General features: G+C 37.9%; 21 protein-coding genes and 5 pseudogenes. 6 read left to right on the plus strand and 20 right to left on the minus strand.

Annotated features, from left to right (window positions below):
- Positions 1-5: 5 nt before the first annotated feature.
- The 11 genes and pseudogenes from I858_RS11950 to hpf form a co-directional block, all read right to left on the minus strand.
- Positions 6-263 (minus strand): CsbA family protein, encoded by a 258-nt coding sequence (locus I858_RS11950; RefSeq protein WP_049694597.1) that lies wholly within the window; start codon positions 261-263, stop codon positions 6-8.
- Between the two features lie 12 nt (positions 264-275).
- The gene (locus I858_RS11955; protein WP_049694598.1) at positions 276-1,427 is read right to left on the minus strand and encodes a PDZ domain-containing protein; all 1,152 of its coding nucleotides are present in this window, start codon (positions 1,425-1,427) and stop codon (positions 276-278) included.
- Positions 1,428-1,517: 90 nt separating this feature from the next.
- Positions 1,518-2,623: pseudogene (locus I858_RS11960) on the minus strand (trans-sulfuration enzyme family protein).
- Positions 2,624-2,634: 11 nt separating this feature from the next.
- Positions 2,635-3,213, minus strand: coding sequence for a TlpA family protein disulfide reductase (locus tag I858_RS11965; RefSeq protein ID WP_049694600.1), 579 nt, complete (start codon positions 3,211-3,213; stop codon positions 2,635-2,637).
- A gap of 143 nt (positions 3,214-3,356) precedes the next feature.
- The gene (gene ftsX / locus I858_RS11970; protein WP_049694601.1) at positions 3,357-4,241 is read right to left on the minus strand and encodes a permease-like cell division protein FtsX; all 885 of its coding nucleotides are present in this window, start codon (positions 4,239-4,241) and stop codon (positions 3,357-3,359) included.
- Entirely contained in the window at positions 4,231-4,917 is a 687-nt protein-coding gene (gene ftsE / locus I858_RS11975) for a cell division ATP-binding protein FtsE (RefSeq protein WP_049694602.1), read from the minus strand. The genes ftsX and ftsE overlap by 11 nt, the downstream gene beginning before the upstream one ends.
- Positions 4,918-5,183: 266 nt before the next feature.
- On the minus strand, positions 5,184-5,525 hold the full coding sequence (gene cccB, locus I858_RS11980; RefSeq protein WP_049694603.1) for a cytochrome c551: 342 nt from the start codon (positions 5,523-5,525) through the stop codon (positions 5,184-5,186).
- Positions 5,526-5,574: 49 nt separating this feature from the next.
- Complete coding sequence (locus tag I858_RS11985; protein ID WP_049694604.1) at positions 5,575-6,447, minus strand: YitT family protein; 873 nt, start codon at positions 6,445-6,447, stop codon at positions 5,575-5,577.
- A 158-nt stretch (positions 6,448-6,605) separates the two neighbouring features.
- Positions 6,606-7,707 (minus strand): peptide chain release factor 2 gene (gene prfB, locus I858_RS11990; RefSeq protein WP_157886517.1). Its coding sequence is split into 2 segments (ribosomal slippage): positions 6,606-7,634 and positions 7,636-7,707, totalling 1,101 coding nucleotides; the frame shifts between segments, so codons are not numbered across the junction.
- Positions 7,708-7,768: 61 nt separating this feature from the next.
- Positions 7,769-10,285, minus strand: a complete 2,517-nt coding sequence (gene secA, locus I858_RS11995) for a preprotein translocase subunit SecA (protein WP_049694605.1) — start codon at positions 10,283-10,285, stop codon at positions 7,769-7,771.
- A 289-nt stretch (positions 10,286-10,574) separates the two neighbouring features.
- Positions 10,575-11,135, minus strand: a complete 561-nt coding sequence (gene hpf, locus I858_RS12000; protein WP_049694606.1) for a ribosome hibernation-promoting factor, HPF/YfiA family — start codon at positions 11,133-11,135, stop codon at positions 10,575-10,577.
- A gap of 126 nt (positions 11,136-11,261) precedes the next feature.
- Here hpf and I858_RS12005 point away from each other — a divergent pair, with 126 nt between their 5' ends.
- Positions 11,262-11,969 (plus strand): SDR family NAD(P)-dependent oxidoreductase, encoded by a 708-nt coding sequence (locus I858_RS12005; RefSeq protein ID WP_049694607.1) that lies wholly within the window; start codon positions 11,262-11,264, stop codon positions 11,967-11,969.
- Between the two features lie 205 nt (positions 11,970-12,174).
- Here I858_RS12005 and I858_RS12010 read toward each other — a convergent pair whose 3' ends face one another.
- From I858_RS12010 to I858_RS12030, 5 genes are all read right to left on the minus strand, one after another.
- Complete coding sequence (locus I858_RS12010) at positions 12,175-12,534, minus strand: PilZ domain-containing protein (protein WP_049694608.1); 360 nt, start codon at positions 12,532-12,534, stop codon at positions 12,175-12,177.
- A gap of 37 nt (positions 12,535-12,571) precedes the next feature.
- The gene (locus tag I858_RS17370) at positions 12,572-13,228 is read right to left on the minus strand and encodes a ComF family protein (protein WP_239457141.1); all 657 of its coding nucleotides are present in this window, start codon (positions 13,226-13,228) and stop codon (positions 12,572-12,574) included.
- A 1-nt stretch (position 13,229) separates the two neighbouring features.
- On the minus strand, positions 13,230-14,321 hold the full coding sequence (locus I858_RS12020; RefSeq protein WP_239457142.1) for an ATP-dependent helicase ComFA: 1,092 nt from the start codon (positions 14,319-14,321) through the stop codon (positions 13,230-13,232).
- 269 nt (positions 14,322-14,590) lie between these two features.
- Positions 14,591-15,424 (minus strand): DegV family protein, encoded by an 834-nt coding sequence (locus I858_RS12025; protein WP_049694610.1) that lies wholly within the window; start codon positions 15,422-15,424, stop codon positions 14,591-14,593.
- A 99-nt stretch (positions 15,425-15,523) separates the two neighbouring features.
- Positions 15,524-16,102 (minus strand): DUF4440 domain-containing protein, encoded by a 579-nt coding sequence (locus I858_RS12030; RefSeq protein ID WP_049694611.1) that lies wholly within the window; start codon positions 16,100-16,102, stop codon positions 15,524-15,526.
- A 133-nt stretch (positions 16,103-16,235) separates the two neighbouring features.
- Here I858_RS12030 and I858_RS12035 point away from each other — a divergent pair, with 133 nt between their 5' ends.
- Entirely contained in the window at positions 16,236-16,844 is a 609-nt protein-coding gene (locus tag I858_RS12035) for a 3'-5' exonuclease (RefSeq protein WP_049694612.1), read from the plus strand.
- 105 nt (positions 16,845-16,949) lie between these two features.
- Here the strand turns inward: I858_RS12035 and I858_RS12040 are convergent, their stop codons facing one another.
- Together I858_RS12040 and I858_RS12045 are read right to left on the minus strand one after the other, a co-directional pair.
- Positions 16,950-17,624 (minus strand): response regulator transcription factor, encoded by a 675-nt coding sequence (locus tag I858_RS12040; RefSeq protein WP_049694613.1) that lies wholly within the window; start codon positions 17,622-17,624, stop codon positions 16,950-16,952.
- A 27-nt stretch (positions 17,625-17,651) separates the two neighbouring features.
- Positions 17,652-18,797, minus strand: coding sequence for a sensor histidine kinase (locus tag I858_RS12045; protein WP_049694614.1), 1,146 nt, complete (start codon positions 18,795-18,797; stop codon positions 17,652-17,654).
- A 155-nt stretch (positions 18,798-18,952) separates the two neighbouring features.
- Here I858_RS12045 and I858_RS12050 point away from each other — a divergent pair.
- Together I858_RS12050 and I858_RS12055 are read left to right on the plus strand one after the other, a co-directional pair.
- A pseudogene (locus I858_RS12050) lies at positions 18,953-19,587 on the plus strand (YigZ family protein).
- 168 nt (positions 19,588-19,755) lie between these two features.
- Positions 19,756-20,780 (plus strand): annotated as a pseudogene (locus I858_RS12055) (LCP family protein).
- Between the two features lie 92 nt (positions 20,781-20,872).
- On the opposite strand, the pseudogene I858_RS12060 reads toward I858_RS12055, so the two are convergent.
- Both I858_RS12060 and I858_RS17695 read right to left on the minus strand, forming a co-directional pair.
- Positions 20,873-21,804, minus strand: a pseudogene (locus I858_RS12060) (MraY family glycosyltransferase).
- Positions 21,783-21,948 (minus strand): annotated as a pseudogene (locus I858_RS17695) (undecaprenyl/decaprenyl-phosphate alpha-N-acetylglucosaminyl 1-phosphate transferase); the annotation flags it as partial. The pseudogenes I858_RS17695 and I858_RS12060, both read right to left, overlap by 22 nt.
- Before the next feature lie 339 nt (positions 21,949-22,287).
- On the opposite strand from I858_RS17695, the gene I858_RS12065 reads away from it, so the two are divergent.
- A complete protein-coding gene (locus I858_RS12065; RefSeq protein WP_049694618.1) occupies positions 22,288-22,575 on the plus strand; it encodes a hypothetical protein in 288 nt (95 codons plus the stop codon).
- Between the two features lie 79 nt (positions 22,576-22,654).
- Entirely contained in the window at positions 22,655-22,840 is a 186-nt protein-coding gene (locus tag I858_RS12070) for a CsbD family protein (protein WP_049694619.1), read from the plus strand.
- Positions 22,841-22,943 lie beyond the last annotated feature (103 nt).

A 22,943-nucleotide genomic window follows, 5' to 3' on the forward strand; every position in this document is an offset into this window, starting at 1 on the left:
AGCCGTTACTCATTTTCATGAGCCTCGGCTTTTTTTCTGCGTTTAAACATATTTGTCGAATACCAAAACCCGACAGTAAGAGATGCCGCGTTCGCTATAAATAGCACCCACGTATGCGTATACCCTGCATAGACAGCTGCAGTCATAAGTGCCACTGTTAAAACCAATGCAACAATGTGGTTAAATGTAACTCTTGTAAACAAAATGACGAGCAGTCCCGGTACAAATAGAGACAAAAAGAATTTTGTTACCATAGATTCCATTAATTTAGCTCCTTAATTGACCACTAATAATCCTAGACGATGATGATCATGACGGAAAATAACATGCTGACGTAGACGCACTTCCAAGTTATGATCTAACACCTCTAAACGACAATGAGCAGCATTCACTTGAATGGCTTCATAAAGCTCAGATTCATTGGCAATGGCAATCCCATTTACTTTACGAATTACTTCTCCGCGCATCAAGCCCATTTTATCGGCTGGTGAACCGGGTAAGACATCGATAATCATCACTCCTTGAGATTGAGGGGTAACTGCATAATTGCCACTGCGTTCTTTTAATGCAAAGTGAACAGCAATAGCAATGCGGCCAATCACTCCGCCAACCAATGCAACAGCTACCAATGGCGACCATAACAATGCTCCTAAACCGATAACGACAATGCCAATCCCTAAAGTAGAAACCGCTTTGCCCACTAGTGGGTAAAAATACATTGGCAAAGTCCGTTGCGTGCGCCCTAGAAATCCAAAGACAACTGGGAAGAGAATCAACGAAAAGCTACTTTCGCCAATTGGTAATTGTGGCCAGTACGGCGCATACAAATCAAGCAATGAACCAGGTACAACCAATAGAATTGGCAATAACCATAACCGTTTTGAAATATACGCTGCAGCTTTTAAGCCACGTCCTGATTTGTGAAGTCGTGGAGAAGCAGCATCTGCTGCTGCTTTGACAATCATTTTACCTTCTGCAAAAACCAGTGTACCTGCAATCAGTGCAACAGGAATCAGCCATTGATACGACAAAGAGACTCCTTCGAACGTAAACAACCCAAAATTCAAAGTCCACTCATTGGCATAGAACAACCAGCTAAGACCAACAGCACCTGTAGCTAGATAAATAAATGATCCTGCTTGATAAAAAGTTGTGACCATCAATAGAATGGAAACAATGCTCAACGCAATCAACCAATCCATTGGTACGACTAATCCAATTCCTGCGAACAGTAACGAAAAAACGATGGCGTATAGCCAGCTATCTTTTACAAGTCGTTTAAATTCAGTCAATCCGTAGACAATCCGAATTCTAAAAATTTTCCGTTCTTTTTTTACGCGATAATATCCCAATAGCACTGCAGCAAGCAATGCGATGTATAAAACCGGGTTTACAAAAAACCTGCTAATCGCTAACACAAAATCCATTATCACTATACTTACACCATCCTATCACCGGCAATTAACGTTACTACTTATTGTAACAAAGAAAACTTGCTTGCTGCACTTCTTTTTTAGTTAAACAAATGCAGCACCTAATTGTTCTAAAATATCTTCTGTTCCCTCTATGCCTGCTGATAGACGAACAACTTGACGTGTAACGCCAATTTTTTCTTTTTCTTCTGCTGACAACGCTCGGTGCGAAGTTCCGTATGGGTACGATACGGTGGTTTCTACTCCAGCTAATGTCGGCACAATTTTAATCCAACCCAGTGATGAAAAAAATGTTGATACATCCATTGTTTCAGGCAACTCAAATGACACGATAGCACCCATCCCTGGATACCAAACACGTGCTTTATTCGTTAAAAATACAGCAATTGCTCGAGCATTTTCAGTTTGTGTTTTCATTCGAAGAGCAAGTGTCTTGATGCCACGAATTGTCAACCAAGCTTCAAAAGGACTTAAGTTTAACCCTAAATTCACTACGCGTTTTTCAGCGACACCGATCAATTCTGCATCACCAACTAAAACACCTGCTGTTACATCGCTATGACCGCCAAGATACTTTGTCGCACTGTGAGCAACTAAATCTACTCCAAGCGTATAAGGAGTCATTGTGAAGGGTGTGGCAAATGTATTATCGATCATAACGCGAATGCCGTAGTGTTGCTTGAACTGACAAAGAACTTCAATATCTTCTACTCGCAAAAAGGGATTGGTGATCGATTCACTAAACACTAACTTGATTTCAGGAATATCAATTAACATCCGCTCAACTTTGCTGTGATCTGAGAAGTCTTCAAAATGAACTTGGATGTCCATTAAAGCTAGTTCTTCTTTTAGCAAATGGAACGTTCCCCATAAACATCTTGTGCTGCTAAAACGTGATCTCCGGCTTGAACTACAGACAAGATTCCAGCTAAAATTGCAGATGTTCCAGAAGAAGCCGAAATGCCTTTTGGTGCTTTTTCTAAATCAGCTACAGTTTGCCCCAAAGCATCAGTATTTGGATTGGCTGTACGCGAATACAAATAAGTGCCATTCCCTTCGTAATATCCTTCAAGTTCTTCTAAAGAAGAAAAAGAAAATGCAGAAGTTTGATACAATGGCATCACTTTCGATTGAATTGTTCGCTCTTTCATTACAGCTGTATGGACCGACTTGGTTTCGATTGATGTCATTAGTTCATCTCCTATTCCATTTTTTTAACGAATTGTTCCATCATAGATATGTCCATAGGTCCGACAACTTTATGTTGAATGCGCCCTTTCGTATCGATCATATAAGAAGTTGGAATAGATATCGTTTGGTAGGTAGCGCCTACATCCCCTTTTGCATCCATTGGAATAGCGAATTCCAATCCGAACTCGTCAACAAAGTCTTCGATTTCCGCAAGACCTTTATCTTCAGTTGTTAAATTTACCGCTAGAATGACAACGTTTTCTTGTTCAGCTTGTTCTTCATAATACGTTTGCATATGTGGCATTTCAGCTCGACAAGGCGGACACCATGTGGCCCAAAAATTTAAAATCACTTTTTTACCTTGATAGTCTGCTAATGTCACTTTTTTTCCATCTAATGTTGTTAGCTGAAAATTAGGTGCTTGTTTTCCTTTTGCCAAGCCTTCATCTGTTGGTAGAAACTCTACATCACTGCCAAGAGCCATGTTATCAATTGCTTCTGTCTCTGCAATATTGCTTTTGACGACTCCTATTATGACGATTGCTACCATAACAGCAAGCACTAATAAGCCAATTATCTTTTTAGGCATCTGTTATCCACTCCGTTCACGTTTTATCATACGATAAATTGAGTACCTTGTTCCACTAAGTTTATTTGAAATTGTGACAAAATGGGCGTAATCAAAAAACAGTCAGCATTTCCATGCCGACTGCCTGTGTTTATAAATTTAATTTAGACACGTAAAAATTTTCTAATTGACATAAAGCTTCCCCAGATTCCAATAAATACACCCATCAATAAGATCAAGGCACTAACTTGATAAATAAACGGGGTAAATTCAAGAATTTGGAATAACTCCCCACTCAAACGAGGTTGTGCATATTCAGTAACTTTTTTATACAATAACACAACAAGACCGATTGGAATAATTGATCCTAGTATTCCTAACCACATACCTTCCAAAATAAACGGAATACGAACAAACCAGTTTGTTGCCCCAACCAATTTCATAATTTCAATTTCACGGCGTCTTGCGACAATCGTAATTCGAATTGTATTCGAAATTAAGAACATAGCAGTAAATAATAACGCTAAGATTAAAACCAATCCAACGTTTCTGCCTGCATTCAAAATATTGAAGAGCTTTTTAATTTTTTCTTTACCATATTCGACTTTTTTTATATTGTCTAATGTGGCAATGTTTTTCGCTACTGTTTCAGTTTGTTGCGGATCAGTAGCTTTCACATAAAATACATCAAATAATGGATTACTTTGTTCGAACAAACTTAATTCATCACCAAAATCAAGAACCAAGTCAGTCAACTCTTCTTCTTTTGTTGAAAAGTCTGTTGATTCGACACCTGGTATTTCACTGATTTCCGACTCTAAATTTTTTATTGTTTGTTCTTCAGTTTCTAACGAAATGAACACTTTGATTTCAACATCGTTTTCAAGATCGTCAGCTACTTTGTTTAAGTTCATCATAATCAGAACAAACACACCTACCAATAACAACGTAACCGTGACTGCACTGACTGATGCGAATGTCATCCAACTATTACGACCAATGCTTTTAAAACTTTCTTTAAAATGACGTCTCAATGTTCTACCCTTCATAGCCGTAATCACCTCCAGCTACGTCACGAACAATTAATCCGCCTTCAATGGCAATGACGCGATGTCTCAATGTATTAACAATATGCTGATTATGTGTTGCCATAATGACGGTTGTCCCAGCTTTATTGATTCGTTCAAACAAGTTCATAATGTCCCAAGCTGTTTCCGGATCTAAATTCCCTGTCGGTTCATCGGCAATCATCACTTTCGGCATATTTACAATCGAACGCGCAATGGATACACGTTGTTGCTCGCCACCAGACAATTCATCTGGAAACATTTTTGCTTTGTGTTTTAACCCGACTAAATCTAGCACTTCCATTACTCGTTTCTTAATCGCTTCTGGTTTTTCTTCGATTACTTCCAATGCGAAAGCTACATTTTCGTAGACATTTAACTTAGTTAGCAATTTAAAATCTTGAAAGACAACTCCGATTTGACGACGCAACATCGGAACTTTCCGGTTTTTCAACGTAGCGATATCGATATCATCTACAAACATTTGTCCTGAAGACGGTCGTTCTTCACGGTACATCATTTTGATAAACGTCGATTTCCCTGCCCCACTTGGTCCTACAATATATACAAATTCCCCTTGTTCGATTTCAACATTGAGACCGTTCAAAGCGACAATTCCATTCGGATACTTTTTGTAAACATTTTTCATTTGTATCATCTTTTATTACCCACCTACTAGTAATTGGCTTACACCAAAATTATTTCCTTAAAATTTTGCGGCATCCCCATTATAACACCTTAACCCCTTTATTTTATTACATTTCTGTATCATTTAAAATTCAAATGGGATATGCTGTTTCGTAAAAAAATTAAGGGATTTAAAATAAGTTTCATCAATTATATGACAAATTATTCTATCAAATAAGTGAATAGTATTCTGTATCAATAAAAATCAAAAAAAAATAAACCTGCAAATTCGCAGGTTTATTTCATTTCGGATAGGTATTTAGCTACTGCTGTTGCTTCTTCGCCTTCAATTAATCCAGCCGGCATTGCACCTTGACCATTTTCAATGACAGAGTGAATTTCATCTTCTGACAAACGAGAGCCAACATCATTAAGAGACGGGAAGTTTCCAGCGCCTTCTAAATTTTCACCGTGACAAGAAATACAGTTTTGTTGAACTACTTGTTCTGCATCAACCGCTGATGTTTCTTCTCCACCGCTATCTGCTGGTGTTTCTTCAGGTTCTGATGAATCATCTCCACCACAAGCTCCGAGAACAAGTGCTGCACCGAATAACATAACCATCAATTGCTTTTTCATTTGATGACCTCCTCATATATTTTTTAAATCTTCTTATAGTATACCAAAGTTATGGTCTTTTAAAACCCTCACCCAAAACTTCAGAAGCATCTGAAACAATTACAAATGCAGAAGGGTCGATAAACTTTACTAATTGTTTTAGCCGTGTAAATTCAGTTTGAGGAATAACCACCATTAGCAATGGCTTTTCTGTTCCAGAATATCCACCCGTTGCAGTTAACTCAGTGACGCCCCGGTCGACTTCATTATAAATTGCGTCTCGAATTTCTACTTGTTTCGTTGTAATAATATAAACCAATTTCGATTGGCCAAATCCGACTTGAACAAGATCAATTGTTTTTGTGGTAACGTACAAGCCAATTAATGCATACAGACCTTTTTCAATATCAAAAACCAATGCTGCACTTAATACGATAAAGCCGTCAATCAATGCAACACTTGTCCCTAAAGTTAAGCCTGTAAATTTAGTAATAATTTGTGCAGCCAGATCAGTTCCACCTGTCGAAGCTTTTCCGCGAAAGACAATGCCAAGTCCCAGTCCGACCATAATTCCACCAAACAAAGCACCCAGTAGTGGGTCACGCGTCCAAGGCTCCCAGGATTCTGTTAAAAACACGACTAATGGGAGAAAAATGGTTCCTACAGCCGTTTTAATACCAAAGTTTTTTCCAAGCAAAACTAATCCAGCAATAAACAATGGAATGTTGAATGCCCATTGAACAAAAGCCGGCCTCCAGTCAAATACACTTTTCAATATCGTACTGATGCCACTAACGCCTCCGGAAGCAACTTCGTTTGGCAATAGCAGTACGTTAAAAGAAATAGCCACAATCGCTGATCCGATGATTACGCTGGCGTAATCACTGAAGATTGTCAGTCTTGGATGTGGATCTTTGCGAATACGCCGATTTTTTTTAGTCATCTATCTGTTTCCTCTTTTCCACCTTCGAATTAAGCCCTGTCAGAGTATACCAAACGCATTAGACTTTGTGAACTTCATTAAACTAAAGTAATCTATACGAAAAAAGGTCAAAAGCATAAATACTTTTGACCTTTTAACTATAAAAAACCTATGACTAACTAGTCCATCTTGGAACGCAATAGCGAGTTAATAAACCCATCAATATCGCCATCCATCACCGCACCCAAGTTTCCTGTTTCGTAATTGGTACGATGATCTTTAACCATTGAATAAGGATGGAATACATAAGAGCGAATTTGACTTCCCCATCCGATTTCTTTTTGTTCGCCTCGAATCTCAAGAAGTCGTGCTTCTTCTTCTTCGATTTTCAAGGCATACAATTTTGCTTTTAACATTTGCATTGCTTTTTCACGGTTTTTAATTTGCGAACGCTCTTGCTGACATGTGACAACAGCTCCTGTTGGCATATGAGTAATTCGAACAGCAGAATCCGTCGTATTGATATGCTGTCCACCCGCTCCACTTGCACGATAGGTATCAATTTTTAAATCTTCTGTACGTATATCAATTTCAATTTCGCCTGTGAATTCTGGCATTACTTCACAAGATACAAACGATGTATGTCGACGTCCAGACGAGTCAAAAGGGGAGATTCGGACTAACCGGTGGACGCCTTTTTCGGCTTTTAAATAGCCGTAAGCATTGTGTCCACGAATTCCCAACGTGACTGATTTAACGCCGGCTTCGTCTCCTGCTAAGTAATCCAAGGTTTCTACTTTAAAGCCGCGTTTCTCTGCCCACCGCGTATACATGCGAAGCAACATCGAACACCAATCTTGAGACTCTGTTCCACCTGCACCTGGATGCAACTCTAAAATAGCATTGTTTTTATCATATGGTTCGCTAAGCAACATAGTTAACTCATAATCTGCTAAATCAGCTATAAATTGCTTCATTTCAGTATCGACTTCTTCATGTAGATCTACATCATCTTCTTCTCGTAGTAACTCCAAAGACATTTCCATGTTTTCTTGTGTTTCTACGAACTCATAATACGTATTGACGATTTCTTTTAATCCATTTAATTCAGAAATAACGGTTTGAGCCGAGTCTTGATCGTTCCAAAAATTAGGATCAAGCATCATTTCATCTAGTTCTTGTATACGAGACTCTTTGTTTTCTAAGTCAAAGAGACCCCCTAAAGTCGGCCAACTTACTGGCTGTTTTATCAAGATTGTTGCGAATGTCTGCTAATTCCATTATATGTTCCTCCTCAAAATAACACCGAAGAGCAATTGCTCTTCGGTCTTTTCACGCATTCTTATAAATCTGCCCCGTGGCAATTCTTGTATTTCTTGCCACTACCGCATGGACAAAGATCATTACGACCCACTTCAATTTGCTTGCGGACGGGAGCTTTTTTCTTTTTTGGGGCTGGTCCATCTTCTTTTGGATTGACTGCCTGTCCTTTTGCTACTTCCTCGCGCTGGAGATTGTTTCGAATTTCAGCTTTCATCGAATACTTCGCCACGTCTTCTTCAATGGCTTCAACCATTGCTTCAAACATCGCAAATCCTTCACTTTGATACTCACGAAGTGGATCATTTTGACCATATGCACGCAAGTGAATTCCTTGGCGCAGTTGGTCCATTGCATCAATGTGATCAATCCATTTCGTATCAATCGAGCGAAGCAAAACAACTTTCTCAAATTCACGCATCCGATTTGGAGTCATTTCTTCTTCTTTTTCATCATAACGAACAGCTACAGCTTCTTTAATGAAAGCAATAAGCTCTTCTTGAGATTTTCCATGAAGGTCGACTTCCGTTATTGCATCTTCTGGCAATAAATTCGCTGCGATCAGTTCAGAAAGTGTTTTTAAATGCCAGTTTTCTGATTTTTCTTCAGCTGTATGCACGTAAACCATACGCTCAATTGAACTGTTGATCATGTTCTCCACTAGCATACGCATATTCTCTGTTTCTAATACTTCCATACGCTCTTTGTAAATAATTTCACGTTGCTGACGAAGAACATCATCATATTGAAGCAAGCGTTTCCGAGCGTCGAAGTTATTTCCTTCTACTCGTTTTTGCGCCGACTCCACAGAACGTGTTACCATTTTCGATTGCAATGGTTGGGAATCATCCATTCCTAATTTACCCATCATGTTGCGCATAGCATCTGAACCAAAGCGACGCATTAAATCATCTTCAAGAGACAGATAAAATTGTGTCACACCTGGGTCACCTTGACGACCTGAGCGTCCACGCAACTGATTATCGATACGTCTAGATTCATGGCGTTCTGTACCAATAACTGAAAGTCCACCAACTTCGATAACACCTTCACCCAATTTAATGTCAGTACCACGTCCTGCCATGTTTGTAGCGATCGTTACAGCGCCTTTTTGTCCAGCATTTAAAATGATTTCCGCTTCATGGGCGTGGTTTTTTGCGTTTAGTACAGAATGTTTAATGCCTTTTTTCGTCAAATACTCAGAAATAATTTCCGAAGTTTCAATGGCTACTGTACCAACTAAAACCGGTTGCCCTTTTGCATGACGAGCTGCGATGTCATCCCCTACAGCTTTGTATTTACCAGCAGTTGTAGAATAAATCAAATCGACATGATCTTCCCGAATAATTGGTTTGTTAGTTGGAATAACAATGACATACATATTGTAAATGTTACGGAATTCTTCTTCCTCAGTTTTCGCAGTACCTGTCATACCTGACAATTTGTCATACATTCGGAAAAAGTTTTGGAATGTGATTGTTGCCATCGTCATCGATTCGTTTTGAATCTCCAATCCTTCTTTTGCTTCAATCGCTTGATGAAGGCCATCAGAATAACGACGTCCTTTCATTAACCGACCCGTAAACTGATCGACAATGACTACCTCTTCATCTTGCACAATGTAGTCTACATCTTTGTTCATCGTAACGTAAGCCTTTAATGATTGGTTGATTGTATGATTTAAGCGAACATGGCTAATATCAAAAAGATTATCAATACCAAATGCTTTTTCAACTTTCTCAATCCCGTCTTCTGTTAACACAACGCCTTTTGTTGTTTCATCATACGTATAATCTGTTTCTTTCGTTAACAACCGTGCAAAGGCATTTGATTGTTGATACAGTTGTGCCGCTTTTGCTGCTTGTCCAGAAATAATAAGTGGAGTCCGCGCTTCATCGATTAAAATAGAATCGACTTCATCAATAACTGCATAATTTAATGGACGCTGTACCATATCTTCTTTGTACAACACCATATTATCTCGTAAATAATCAAATCCTAGCTCATTATTCGTACTGTATGTTACGTCAGCTTGATAGGCTTTTCGCTTTTCTTCTTTCGTCAAACTATTCAAGTTTAATCCGACAGATAATCCAAGCCACTCATACAATTGACCCATTTCTAAGGCATCACGGCTCGCCAAGTATTCATTGACCGTTACAACGTGAGCTCCTTTTTTACTAATAGCATTCAAGTAAACTGCTAATGTAGAAGTTAAGGTTTTACCTTCACCTGTTTTCATTTCTGAAATATTTCCTTCGTGAAGAGAAACTGCTCCCATGATCTGTACACGGAATGGATAAAGCCCAAGGACTCGCTTCGCGGCCTCACGGATTGTCGCGAAAGCTTCTGGCAATAAATCATTCAATGATTCACCTTTGGCATACCGCGCTACAAATTCTTCTGTTTTTGCTTGTAATGCCTCATCCGTTAACGCAGCAAAATCCGTTGCTAATGCTTCTACACGATCCGCTACTTTTTCCAATCGTTTTAAATCCCGTTTATTCGGATCAAATACCTTATTTAATACTCCCAGCATATTTATACCGCTCCTTGCAAAAGTGTCCATCGGCATTTAACATCCCGATTGATCGACTTAGCTTTTATAGTGTTAAGCAATGTTGCTCAAAAATGATGTTACTCTATTCATATTCAGTCAGTCTAAAAAATTCTCACTATTTATTTTAACACTGCGTAGAAACGCGTGCAAATAATGCCACCCTATTCTGGCATTGACTTGAGAATTGTCTCATTATAGACAAGATCGGATAAGCAAAAATAAAAGCCTCTCTATAAATAGAGAGGCTTTTATGAGTTTTTTATGTTTATTACGCAGAAGTTTCGATTAAGCCGTAACTTCCATCTTTACGTTTATAGACAATATTAGTTTCATTCGTTTCTGCATCTGTGAAGACGAAAAAGCTATGTCCCAGCATGTTCATTTGCAAAACTGCCTCTTCTTCATCCATCGGTTTTAACTCGAATTGCTTTGTACGAACAATGGTGAAGTCTTCTTCTTCTGAGTCAGTTTGTTGACGTGTATCGTTTTCTGCAACAGCAAAGGATACACCCATACCATCGCGATCGCGGAACTTGCGATTGACTTTAGTTTTATACTTACGGATTTGACGCTCTAGCTTGCTAACAATCAAATCAATTGCTGCGTACATATCTTCATGACGTTCTTCTGCACGCAATGTTAAGTTTTTCATTGGAATTGTAACTTCTACTTTTGTTTGGTTATGATTGTATGATTTTAAGTTTACCATTGCGGTAGCATTTGCACCGTCTGTGAAATAACGTTCGATTTTTTCTACTTTCTTCTCAATATGCTCTCGTATTGCTGGAGTTACCTCGATATTTTCGCCTCTAATGTTGAATTGCAACATATTAACTCCTCCTTCTATTGTGCTACCTATACAATTCTATATCTTCCCTTATCATTCCTTCTTAAAACTAAAAAAGTTTTAAAAAGATTTGTTTTAGGTAAACTACTGTATAAGGAGCTGAAGCAAATGTTCGCCAACAAAACAATCATTGTCACAGGAGCATCACACGGCATCGGAAATAGCATTGCCACTCATTTCGCTGCTAAAGGCGCACGCGTCATCGGATTGGATATTCATCCTGTTAAAATCGATCAGGTTGAATACAGAAAATGTGACGTCGGAAGCTTTAGCGAAGTGATAACAACATTCAAGAAGATTCATGACGATTATGGCGCCATTCATGCATTAATCAATAACGCAGGAATTTCAACATTCAACTCAATTTGGGATGTTGATGAGAACGAATGGGATCAAGTATTAAATACTAACTTAAAAAGCGTATTCATCTGCAGTCGTGAAGCAGCCCGTTACATGACAGAAGATATTCGCTCGATTATCAATATGACTTCAACACGCGCCTTTATGTCGGAACCCAATACAGAAACCTATTCGGCATCAAAAGGCGGCATTTTCGCTTTAACGCATTCTCTTGCTGCTACTTTCCATGATCAAGAAATTCGTGTCAACTCGATTGCCCCGGGATGGATTCATACAGGGAATGCCGAAGAACTAAGAGATATTGACCATCAGCAACATTGGAGTAAACGTGTTGGAAACCCTTCCGACATTGCCCGTGCCTGCCTATTTCTAAGCAATCCAGATAATTCTTTTATTACAGGCGAATGCTTAACTATCGATGGAGGCATGACCAAAAAAATGATTTACGAACACTAAAGAAAAGCGAAAACAGCCATGTAGCTCCGACAGGCGTAAAGCGAGCTGGCGAAGTGGCGTGTTTTAGCCACACAGCCAGAACGACTTACGACCCGAGGAGCTGGCTGTTGGAGCTAGACACCAAGAAAAGCGAAAACAGCCATGTAGCTCCGACAAACACAACAGTGGATTTACAGTAAAATTAAAAACGGCGAAAGCCGTTTTTTTAATTAGATTCAATTTCTTTCAATTCTTTGATTTCATTTACAATAAGCATTTCCTTTATGAGACTACGCTCGAAATTTGCTCCGTAAAGCCAGCCTTCCTCACACGGTTTTTTCCAGATAAGTTTTGCTTCAACTGTAATGATTTCGTGATTTAAGACAAATTTCAGCTTCATCATTTCTTGCAAAACCGTTCGTTCTTTTTCAACAAAAATTTTTGCGCCTTTTGGTGATATATCTAACAACAAGCCGTATATTGTTAAATTCATGCTGTCAGCAGTGGGTAGATTTCTTATTTGTAATTGGATTTCTGGAGGTGTACCAAATGCATATCGAAAACTTTCTAACCGTTTATAGAACATCAGTGTCACTCCCATTCTTTCTACTATAGATAAATGATCAAGCACGGATAAGTGTTACTATTTTAATTTCTTTCGCACCTTTATCTTTTAATACTTTAGCAGCCATCCGTAAAGTACTTCCTGTTGTGTATAAATCATCGAATAATAAAATTTTTTTAGGCACTTGTTTCTCATTCCACCAAAATACATTTTGCATTTCTATTCGTTCTGCTTTTGACTTTCCTCCCAAAGCTACTCGATTTTTACCGAGCAAATGTGTATAAGGAATAGATGCAGCATCGAGAAGCCGATCAACTTGAGAAAAAGTCCGCAATTTCAATTTTTCGTCATTCATCGGAATTGGCACGATGATCGATTTTTGCTTTTGTAACTCTTCTTTCAAAACCGATGCAAACACCTCTGAAAGTATCACGTCTTGCAAAAATTTATAACGATGCAAATACTCTTTCATTGGGGGATTATAGCGATACAAACTCGTTCCCGAATCAATAAGTCCTTGGTATTCAGTTGCTTCCCACTGAACGCAGTCGAGACATTTACCTTCTCCTTCTGCACTACAAATTGGACACCCTGCTGCTATTTCTTCAAAACCAGTTCGACAACGCGAACAACAGACATCATCCGGCTCATGAAAAAAGACACTTCGCCAAGTAACTTGATGCGGCATTTGGCGATCGCATAAATAACAGTTCACTTTACTGACCTCCATTGTAAAAAGTAATCGTTTTTTTCGCTTTGTCCATCTGATGTGTAATACCATCATGAAAAAAGATGATTTTTCCATCTGGATAATCACGGGATCTGCCGACTCGTCCTGAAATTTGAATCAAAGCAGCCGCATCAAAAATTGGCTGGTCTGCCCCTATCACTGCAACTTGTACGTTAGGAATAGTAATTCCTCGTTCTAAAATAGTTGAAGTTAAGACACCCGGAATTTGACTTTGGCGTAATTTCATCACTTTTTCTTTTCGGTTTACATCTTGAGAATGTACAGCTTCAATCAGGGGGTGAATTTTTTTAAATAGAACAATCGCATCTTCAATCAATTCAATTGTAGAAAAAAACAAAAGAAATGGCTCTTTTTTCTCTATTCTTTCATTTACCCAGTTTTCTAATTTCTTTGGGATTTTTCCTTTAGCAAAATCTTTTTCGTATCTCCATAGTGATTGAAATGTGGGAACAGGCAAAGAATGACCATGAAATCGCTTAAATAGTTTTGAGACGTTAACCACTTGCTTCAATAATTGATCTGAAGGTGTTGCAGAAACATAAACCGTCGACGCATTATTTTTCTTTGCCTTTAAAACCGCTCTTTTTAGTGCTTCATCGTAAGAATATGGAAAGGCATCTGCTTCATCAATAATCATGACGTCAAAAGCTTTGTTAAATCGATATAGTTGATGTGTGGTAGCAACAACAAGCTGTGCAAAACCAGTTTCTTCTGGTGAATCTCCATACAAACTGTGAATGATGGTTTCTGGAAATACAGTACGTAATCGCGGGGTGAGCTCTAAAACAACATCTGTTCTAGGCGCAGCAATACAAACACGCTGACCATTTTTCAACGCAGCAAAAATAGCAGGAAACAGCAACTCAGTTTTTCCCGCTCCACAAACTGCATAAACGATATGGTCTTTTTTTTGTAAAATGCTTTTTTGAACTTGTTGAGAAGCTCGTTCTTGTTGAGGAGTAAGTTGTCCATTCCAGCTAAACGAATGGTTTTGAAGTGGAATCGTTGAGGTGAGCGCCCAAGTAATCAATTCTGTACAAGAACTGATGCGCCCCATTTTTATGCAATGGCGACAATAAAAACAGTTTTTTTGACAAGCCGCACAAAAAAAGGAAATAATCTTTTGAGGAGATTTTTCAAGACAGCGAACACATTGCTTTTCTTTCGTAATGCCTAAGCTCACGCTTACGGCACCTAACTGTATTGCGTGATCTACTAGCTCGTTAGGAAAAGGGACAAAATTCCTAAGCCATATTCTGCCGACTAAAAACGCTTCGACTTGCTTCATCTTCAACCACCTTTCTATAGAAAAAAGTCTCAGTAGGTTTATTTTTTTACCCAACCAAGACCCATTGCACCTTCTCCTAAATGAGTTCCAATAACCGGACCAAAAAATGAAATTTCAAAGTCTACTTGTGGATACATCTCTTTTAGCTGTTCTTGCCATTGCTGTGCTTCTTCTAATCGATTCGCGTGAATAATGGTTGCTTGCAACTGATCCCCACTTTTAATGTCAGCATGTAACAACTCGACAATTCGACTCATCGCTTTTTTTCGCGTTCGAATTTTTTCAAATGGCACAATGACTTTGTCTTCAAAATACAAAATCGGTTTAATTTGCAGGATGCCTCCGACTAACGCTTGTGCACTGGACAGTCTACCTCCACGCTGTAAATGGTTTAAGTCCTCAACCATGAAATACGCACGAAGTGTTTTTTTCATTTCGTTTAACTCAACTAAAATGGTTTGAGCATCTGCTCCTGCTTGAGCCATTTCTGCTGCTTTCACAGTATAAAATCCCTGTAACGAGCAAGTTAGTTCGGAATCAAAAGCATATACTTTTACTCCATCGACTAATTCAGCAGCTTGTTGTGAACCTGCATAAGTTCCACTAATGCCACTCGATAAATGAATTGAAATAATCTCATCGTGTTGTGCAGAAAGTTCGCTGTACAATTCAATAAATTCACCTAATGGCGGCTGTGATGTTTTCGGAAATTCTTCTCTAGCTTTCCGATAAAACTCTTCTTGAGTCAACTCTGCTTCTTTAAATGATTCCATACCAAACGTTACTTGTAATGAAATCATATGAATATCCAGTATTTTTTGTGTTTCTGTTGATAAATAAGATGTACTATCTGTTACAATGGCTGTTTTCATCAGTAGACTAACCTCCCCCTCTCTAGTTTAGCAAAAAACGGCATAAAAAAGACATCAAATAAAATATCCTAACAAAAAAACCCGCAAAAAGCGAGTTTTTTATTGGTTTCCAACTAAATGAACTCCACTTACTTTCCATTCGTTATTTTCTTTTTTAAATATAACCACTTGGCGTGCTGTCTGTTCAACTGCATCTTCTGAATTCGCTGCTTTCATTTTTACATTAAGTGAAGCAAAAACTTCTGCACGATTTTCTTCATATTTTACAATCGTTTCATCGCTTGTTTCGTACACGCTATCATAAGCAGCAAATGCTTGAATTAATGCCGCTTGATCTTCTTCTCGGTCAAATCCATCTGGGTTTTCTGCGATCGTTTTCATATACCGATCAATATCTTCAGAGTTAAACGCGTCGATGTATTCTTTATAAGCTGTCAATAACTCTTTCGCTGGTTCTTCTGGAACATCCGCTGCTATAATATTGCCTTCATCATCTACTGTAAAGCCAACATCTTCTGTTTTTTCTTTCTCATCTTCAACAATGCCATGATCTATCGCATTGTTTTCATTTGCTGCATTGCCATCTTCAACTGTATTTTCATTGACTGAAGACTCTTCGGAATCCGAGCATGCAACGAGTATCAACATAATACCTATCACTACTAACATTTTTTTCATGATGCATTCCTCCTGCGCTTTATTTTGCCATAGGCAGATGGTGAATACAATGAAGAAACTGTGTCATCTGTTAAAACGGAATTTTTTTTAACTTTGCGTTACACTAGTATGTAGAAATAAAGGAGGCGATCCTATGGAAAAACGAAACGCACGAGAGATTTTAGAACAAAAAATGAAAGAAACACGTTCACAATGGCGTTCTAAGCAACCAACTCGCTCTAAAAAATACAAATCAAGTACAGCAAAAGTAGAAAACTATGTAGTATTGGATTTTGAAACGACTGGCTTACGTGCTGGAAGCGATAAAATCATTCAAATAGGCGCTGTTAAATATATGAATCACGAGCGTAAAGAAACCATGTATGTAATGGTCAATCCCCAGTGTTCAATTTCGAACACCATTACACGAATCACAGGAATCACTAACAGAGATGTAGAAAGCGCACCGGTTATCGAAGAAATAGCTCATGAACTCATTGCATTTATTAGTGGCTTGCCAATCATTGCACACAATGCGCCTTTTGATATGGGCTTTCTTTACGCATTAGAAGACATTACGCCTATACCAGAATACACAGTCATTGATACAGTCAGGTTAGCAAGACGAGCTATTACGCAAACACCTAACCACAAATTAACCACATTAACCGCCTTTTTAAAACTCGAACACAATGCACACGATGCACTAGGAGACTGTTTAGCAACAGCAGCCATCTATCAATACTGTTACGACAAGTTATAAGAATGCATAAGACAGGCTTCAACGTTTCGATAGAAGCTCAAATCACAAACTTCTAAGTCATAAAGAAAAGGTGTCGCTGCACTTAAGCAGCGACACCTTTTTGTATTATCTTACTTCAACCCAACCATTTTTGATTGCGGTTACCACTGCTTGTGTCCGATCGTTTACTTGCATTTTTTGCAAAATACTCGACACATGATTTTTTACAGTTTTTTCAGAGATAAACAAAGTTTCACCAATCACACGATTACTTTGACCGTCTGTTAACAATTGAAGAACTTCACTTTCACGTTTCGTTAAAAGATGATAAGGACGACGAATTTCAGTTTGATGGAAAGAACCTTTGTTTTCACGTTCGCTCAATCGACGAAATTCCAATACTAAGTTACGCGTGACTTTTGGATGTAAATAAGATCCACCTTTTGCGACTACTTTAATCGCTTGAATGATCGCATCTGCATCCATCTCTTTTAGCATATAACCTAAAGCGCCTGTTTTTAGTGCATGCGTTACATAAGACTCATCGTCGTGAATAGACAGCATAATGACTTTTGCATCAGGAAATTGTTCAATCAATTCCGCTGTAGCTTCTACTCCATTTTTTTGCGGCATGTTAATATCCATTAAAACCACATCTGGTCGATTTTCTTCGTATAATTTGACAACTTCGTTTCCATCTCCGCCTTCAGCTACCACTTCAAACGAATTTTCAAAATCTAATATTCTTTTTACACCTTCACGGAATAATTGATGATCGTCTATAATAATAATTTTCGTCATTATGTCGCCCTCCTCGAATACCCTCACTTACATACCCTTCTTAAATGGTATATGAAACATCAACACAGTCCCATTGCCTGGTGAAGAGTTAATTAAAAAGTTGCCTTCAACCAATTCAATTCGTTCTTTCATGCCCACCAATCCGAACGACTGATGTTTCACAATTTCTTGATCAAAACCAGTGCCGTTATCGGTTACATTAATATCTACTTGGTCTTTCAACCATTTCATTTCTACTGAAATTTCACTCGATTTCCCGTGACGAATTGCGTTCGAAATTCCTTCTTGTACGAGTCGAAAAATAGCTGTTTCATAATTATTAGGCAATCGTTCCTCTTTTCCATTTGATAGAAAGTTCAAACGAATGCCGTTGTTATATTCTTCAATTGTATCCATATATTTTTTTAAAGTTGGTACCAAACCTAAATCATCCAATGTCATTGGCCGCAAATCGTAAATGATTCTTCTTACTTCAGTAAGTGCTTGTCTCACCATTTCTTTTAACGCTGTAATTTCCTGAAAAGCTGAATCTGCACCTTTTTCACGATACGTTCTTTCAATTAAATCAGAACGAAGTAGAACATTGGCCATCATTTGAGCGGGTCCATCATGGATTTCCCTTGATAGTTTTTTTCTTTCTTCTTCTTGTGCTTCAATAATACGTAGACTGTAGTCCTGAGTCGTTTTATTTTTATCGATGGCTTCATCGACATTTTTAAAATCAGAAACTAAATAACTGCTGGCTATATTCAATTGAGTAACCAAATTTTCAGCACGTTCAATGGTTTGCAATAAAATTTGAAGACGTCGTTGCAACTTATCTCGTTTTTGACGACATTTTTTTTCTTCACTACGATTGGAGGACAATTGGACTTGAAGTTCATTTGCCTGTTTGTAAACGTGGCTCACTTGGTTTTCAGTAAAAGAACTAAAACACTGAGATACTTCTGCTAAGCGTCTTCGCGCGGCTCGCGTTTTTTCTTCTAAAAAATCTCCTGTATTAATGATAGCTGAGATTTCTGTACGAACATCTTCTAGCTCGTTTTTCATCTGTTCATAACTTAGACGACTTTCTTCACTAATGACGAAAATATCTTGCCTTGCCTGTTCCATTTCTGCAAGCATTGTATTAAAAATAGAATCAGGGGTTTTTCCATCAATTTTTTTTGCCATTTTAAAACCGCCTTAGCTATACTGATTAAATCTAAGTATGATGCTTGCTTCTTTATACCTTGTCGGTTGTAATAAGTATATCACTATATATGTACTAACATATTAAATATACATTACAAATTATCTGATTTCATTCTACAACAGGGGGAGTTAAATTGCGAGAAAATTACATAACTGTAGGTCAAACTAGCAATGCAGAACTAATTATCCAAAAATCTAGGTTTATTGGACATGCTGCACGAGCAGAAACCGAACAGCAGGCGATCGAGTTTATCGACTCGATTAAGCAACTTCATAAAACAGCTACACATAACTGTTCAGCCTATCTTATCGGAGAGCACGACTCTATTCAAAAAGCGAATGATGATGGAGAGCCAAGTGGAACTGCAGGATTTCCAATGCTTGAAGTGTTAAAAAAACAAAAATTAAAAGATACAGTCGTGGTGGTTACGCGCTATTACGGGGGATTAAATTAGGCAGTGGCGGCTTGATCCGCGCTTATGGAAAAGCTGTTTCAGAAGCATTGTCTGCTGCAGGTATTGTCGAAAGAAAGCTCCATCATTTAATGAAAACTTCTATTGACTATACATGGCTTGGTAAGCTTGAGAACGAAATTCGGCAGTCTACGTTTCCATTAGACCACTTGGAATATACAGAAAGCGTGAATCTTTATATTTTTGTTCCCGTTGTAGAAGAAACCTTTTTTAGAAACTGGATCAACGAACTTACTAATGGTCAAGCTCATGTTAGTATAAAGGATAGTCAATTTCTTGAATTCACTGTTTCGTAAAATTATTTTATTTACGCATTGTCGAAATAACTGTATAATGTCAAAAGCATTAGAAATGAAACTTCCATTTTCAAACTTTCTAAAAGAAAACTGAACATTCTTTCAAATAATGGATTGATCCGAACTTAGTATTCGGTTGGCCCATAACCCATCGAGGAGCAACTTAATATGAACCGAAAAAACTATCGGAAAACCAAAACTGAAAAAAAGAAAACCGTGATCAAAGTGATTGCACTCTTGGTCGTTTCTTTACTTATTTGTTTTTCTGCTTACGGGATTTATCTGGTGAAGAAAGCACAATCTGCTGTTGATACTGCTTTTGAGTCTGCAGGAAATGAAAACGAAAATGTTGAACCGCTTACGGATAATATGTCAATTTTATTTATTGGTGTAGATGACAGCGAAGAGCGTGGACAAAGCGATGACAACATACGCTCAGATGCCCTTATACTTGCAACGTTAAACAACAAAGATAAATCTGTTAAATTGGTAAGTATACCTCGCGATACTTATACTTACATTCCGGATAGCGGAAAAGAAGACAAAATCACCCACGCCTATGCATTTAATGGGCCGAGTTCTACAATTGAAAGTGTTGAAGAATTATTAGACGTCCCAATCGACTACTACCTCCGTATGAATTTCGATGCATTTATTGAGGTTGTTGATGCTTTAGGGGGATTAAAGTCGAAGTTCCATACGACATTACAGAACAAGACGAAAATGATTCGCAAAACGCGATCGAACTAAAAAAAGGAATTCAGTTCTTAGATGGCAGCGAGGCACTCGCTCTCGCTAGAACTCGTCACTATGATAATGACATCGAGCGCGGAAAACGCCAACAAATGATTTTAGAGTCCATTATGAATCGTGCTTTGTCAGTAGGTTCTATTACAAAATACGGGGATGTATTTGAAGCTGTCGGAGATAATATGAAAACCGATTTAAGTTTCCGGAATATCAGTTCATTGTTTGAATATGCAAAAAACGGAAAGCCAGATGTAGAAACCATTACACTTGATGGGTACGATGATATGTCAACAGGTATTTACTATTGGAAACTAAAAGAAGAATCTCTAATGGAAATACAAGATGTCTTAAAAAGTCATCTTGGTATGAAATCTGATACCTCAAACTTAACTCGTAACGAGACCATCATTGAATCATATAAAGACAACAAACCACCACAATGAACACTGTGGTGGTTTGTCTCTCTTCTTTTGTTTATATAGTTATAACTAAAAAAAGATTGAACTTAAAGCGCGATGCTTTAAGTTCAATCTTTTCATTTGCCGATTAGTCGAACTAGATTTAAAAGTGGACGATAATTTTTGCCTGCCAACCCAACTACTTCTACGAAAAGTTCAATTGCTAGTAACATAACTCCAATTAACAAAAGTCCTCCCCATAAAGTTGCTTGAGAGAATAAGAGCGCAGCAAGACCGAACAAAGCAGCAATTCCATAAATAATTAAAACAGTTTGCTGATGAGAAAAACCAATGTTTAGCAAACAGTGATGCAAATGAGATTTGTCTGCCTCTGAGATTGATTTCTTTTCACGAACACGACGAACAATCGCGAAAAACGTATCTGAAATTGGGACACCTAACATGATAATCGGGATAATTAACGCCACAACCGTAACGTTTTTAAAGCCCATCAAAGCCAATACCGAAATCATAAATCCAAGGAACAACGCTCCTGTATCACCCATAAATATTTTTGCAGGATGAAAATTGTAAACCAAAAAACCGGAAGTACTTGCAGCTAACAATGCAGCCATCGACATAACATAGACGTCACCCATTATGAATGCCATCGCCGCCAATGTTAATAAGGCGACCGTGGATACACCCGCTGCTAATCCATCGAGACCATCAATTAAATTAATAGCATTTGTTATTCCGACAATCCATAAGATAGTCAAGGGAATACTAAAATAACCAAAATCCAGTACACCACCAAATGGTAAATTAATGAAGGAAATTTCAAGCCCCCACCAACTACAACAATTCCAGCAGCTACTAGTTGACCAACTAATTTTGCTTTGGCGCTTATTTCGTAAATATCATCTAGTACACCCGTAATAATAATCAACAAAGCACCGATAATAATCGCAGTTTCAATTGGAATATATGAAGCTTCAATAGCATTAGATATAGGATCCTGAGGTTGAAATATAAAATATGCGATCAAAAATGAACCAAATATGGCCAATCCGCCTAATCGTGGCATGATTCTCGCATGAACTTTTCGGTAATTTGGTCGGTCAACTGCTCCTACACGAAAAGCAATGCGTTTGACAATCGGCGTTAAAGCAACCGAAGCAATAAATGCCAAGACCATCATGAGGTATAGCATATCTTCCCTCCTTAAAATAACTTTCATACACACGTATTTATTGATATTATAGCATGTCTACATAGGAAATACAGAGAAACCACCTATAATTAGAAGTTCTATGCATAAATGACGATGCTTTTTCTATAAAGTTTCTTTTTTAGGCACTGCTTTTAACCTCTCTCTTTCCGAATCGATATCGATTGTCAGCAGCGCTTCGCTTCAAAAGATAGACTTCCACTATAAGATACAGTTTTTTTATTGTGTTATAAGTAAATATACTTACTTTATCTTCGCTTATGTGATATATTGAATATAATATAGTGAATTTTCCATAATTTTATTAGGAGTGGAAACCGAATGGATGAAACCTTGCAAGTCTATTCAACAAAAAAGGACTGGACACCTTGGGATGAAGCTGCTGTATTGAAAATGGATCAACGTGCTCGTGCAGACTTAGCGAAAATGATTAATTGTAAGGGCTTACTTATTGATTTATCTATGGATCAGCATGCTGAAGTAAGATTTGGTGTTGCCAAAAACATCCATACCCCCCTTCAGACACTAGAAAGATTGAGCACAGAAGAATTATGCATTACTGTTAAAAACACAGCCAAGCAAACTTTGTCGAGTCTTTCATTTACTTAGCAGATTATTTTTAATATGTTTAACTTCTGATTTATTAGGCTATTGTATGAATAACTAAAATTTAAAGGAGGAATCAGTAATGAGCGATAGCAATGGATTTTCTGACAAAATTAAAGGTGCAGTAAACAAAGGCAAAGGCGAACTAAAAGATCAAGTAGGCAACGCTACAAATGATACAAATAAACAAGCTGAAGGCAAAATGGATAAAGCAAAAGGAAATATTCAAGATAAAGTTGGCGATTTCAAAAACAAAGACAATAAATAAGTAGAAACTCGGTTTTCTAACCGAGTTTTTTTTTGTTTTTTTAATGTTTTCAAAAATGAAAGAATTCTGTTATAGTAACTAACTGTGTGAATGTCATTCAATA

This window comes from Planococcus versutus (assembly GCF_001186155.3).
Classification (GTDB): domain Bacteria; phylum Bacillota; class Bacilli; order Bacillales_A; family Planococcaceae; genus Planococcus; species Planococcus versutus.

Bases quoted from the DNA above. Each gene is read 5' to 3' on its own strand.
- I858_RS12040 (WP_049694613.1), bottom strand. From the start codon at position 17,624: ATGACGAAAATTATTATTATAGACGATCATCAATTATTCCGTGAAGGT.
- hpf (WP_049694606.1), bottom strand. From the start codon at position 11,135: ATGTTGCAATTCAACATTAGAGGCGAAAATATCGAGGTAACTCCAGCA.
- I858_RS11950 (WP_049694597.1), bottom strand. From the start codon at position 263: ATGGAATCTATGGTAACAAAATTCTTTTTGTCTCTATTTGTACCGGGA.
- I858_RS12025 (WP_049694610.1), bottom strand. From the start codon at position 15,424: ATGAAAACAGCCATTGTAACAGATAGTACATCTTATTTATCAACAGAA.
- I858_RS11965 (WP_049694600.1), bottom strand. From the start codon at position 3,213: ATGCCTAAAAAGATAATTGGCTTATTAGTGCTTGCTGTTATGGTAGCA.
- I858_RS12065 (WP_049694618.1), top strand. From the start codon at position 22,288: ATGGATGAAACCTTGCAAGTCTATTCAACAAAAAAGGACTGGACACCT.
- cccB (WP_049694603.1), bottom strand. From the start codon at position 5,525: ATGAAAAAGCAATTGATGGTTATGTTATTCGGTGCAGCACTTGTTCTC.
- I858_RS12020 (WP_239457142.1), bottom strand. From the start codon at position 14,321: ATGGGGCGCATCAGTTCTTGTACAGAATTGATTACTTGGGCGCTCACC.
- I858_RS11985 (WP_049694604.1), bottom strand. From the start codon at position 6,447: ATGACTAAAAAAAATCGGCGTATTCGCAAAGATCCACATCCAAGACTG.
- I858_RS12070 (WP_049694619.1), top strand. From the start codon at position 22,655: ATGAGCGATAGCAATGGATTTTCTGACAAAATTAAAGGTGCAGTAAAC.
- I858_RS12010 (WP_049694608.1), bottom strand. From the start codon at position 12,534: ATGTTCTATAAACGGTTAGAAAGTTTTCGATATGCATTTGGTACACCT.
- I858_RS12030 (WP_049694611.1), bottom strand. From the start codon at position 16,102: ATGAAAAAAATGTTAGTAGTGATAGGTATTATGTTGATACTCGTTGCA.
- ftsE (WP_049694602.1), bottom strand. From the start codon at position 4,917: ATGATACAAATGAAAAATGTTTACAAAAAGTATCCGAATGGAATTGTC.
- I858_RS12035 (WP_049694612.1), top strand. From the start codon at position 16,236: ATGGAAAAACGAAACGCACGAGAGATTTTAGAACAAAAAATGAAAGAA.
- secA (WP_049694605.1), bottom strand. From the start codon at position 10,285: ATGCTGGGAGTATTAAATAAGGTATTTGATCCGAATAAACGGGATTTA.
- ftsX (WP_049694601.1), bottom strand. From the start codon at position 4,241: ATGAAGGGTAGAACATTGAGACGTCATTTTAAAGAAAGTTTTAAAAGC.
- I858_RS11955 (WP_049694598.1), bottom strand. From the start codon at position 1,427: ATGGATTTTGTGTTAGCGATTAGCAGGTTTTTTGTAAACCCGGTTTTA.
- I858_RS12045 (WP_049694614.1), bottom strand. From the start codon at position 18,797: ATGGCAAAAAAAATTGATGGAAAAACCCCTGATTCTATTTTTAATACA.
- I858_RS12005 (WP_049694607.1), top strand. From the start codon at position 11,262: ATGTTCGCCAACAAAACAATCATTGTCACAGGAGCATCACACGGCATC.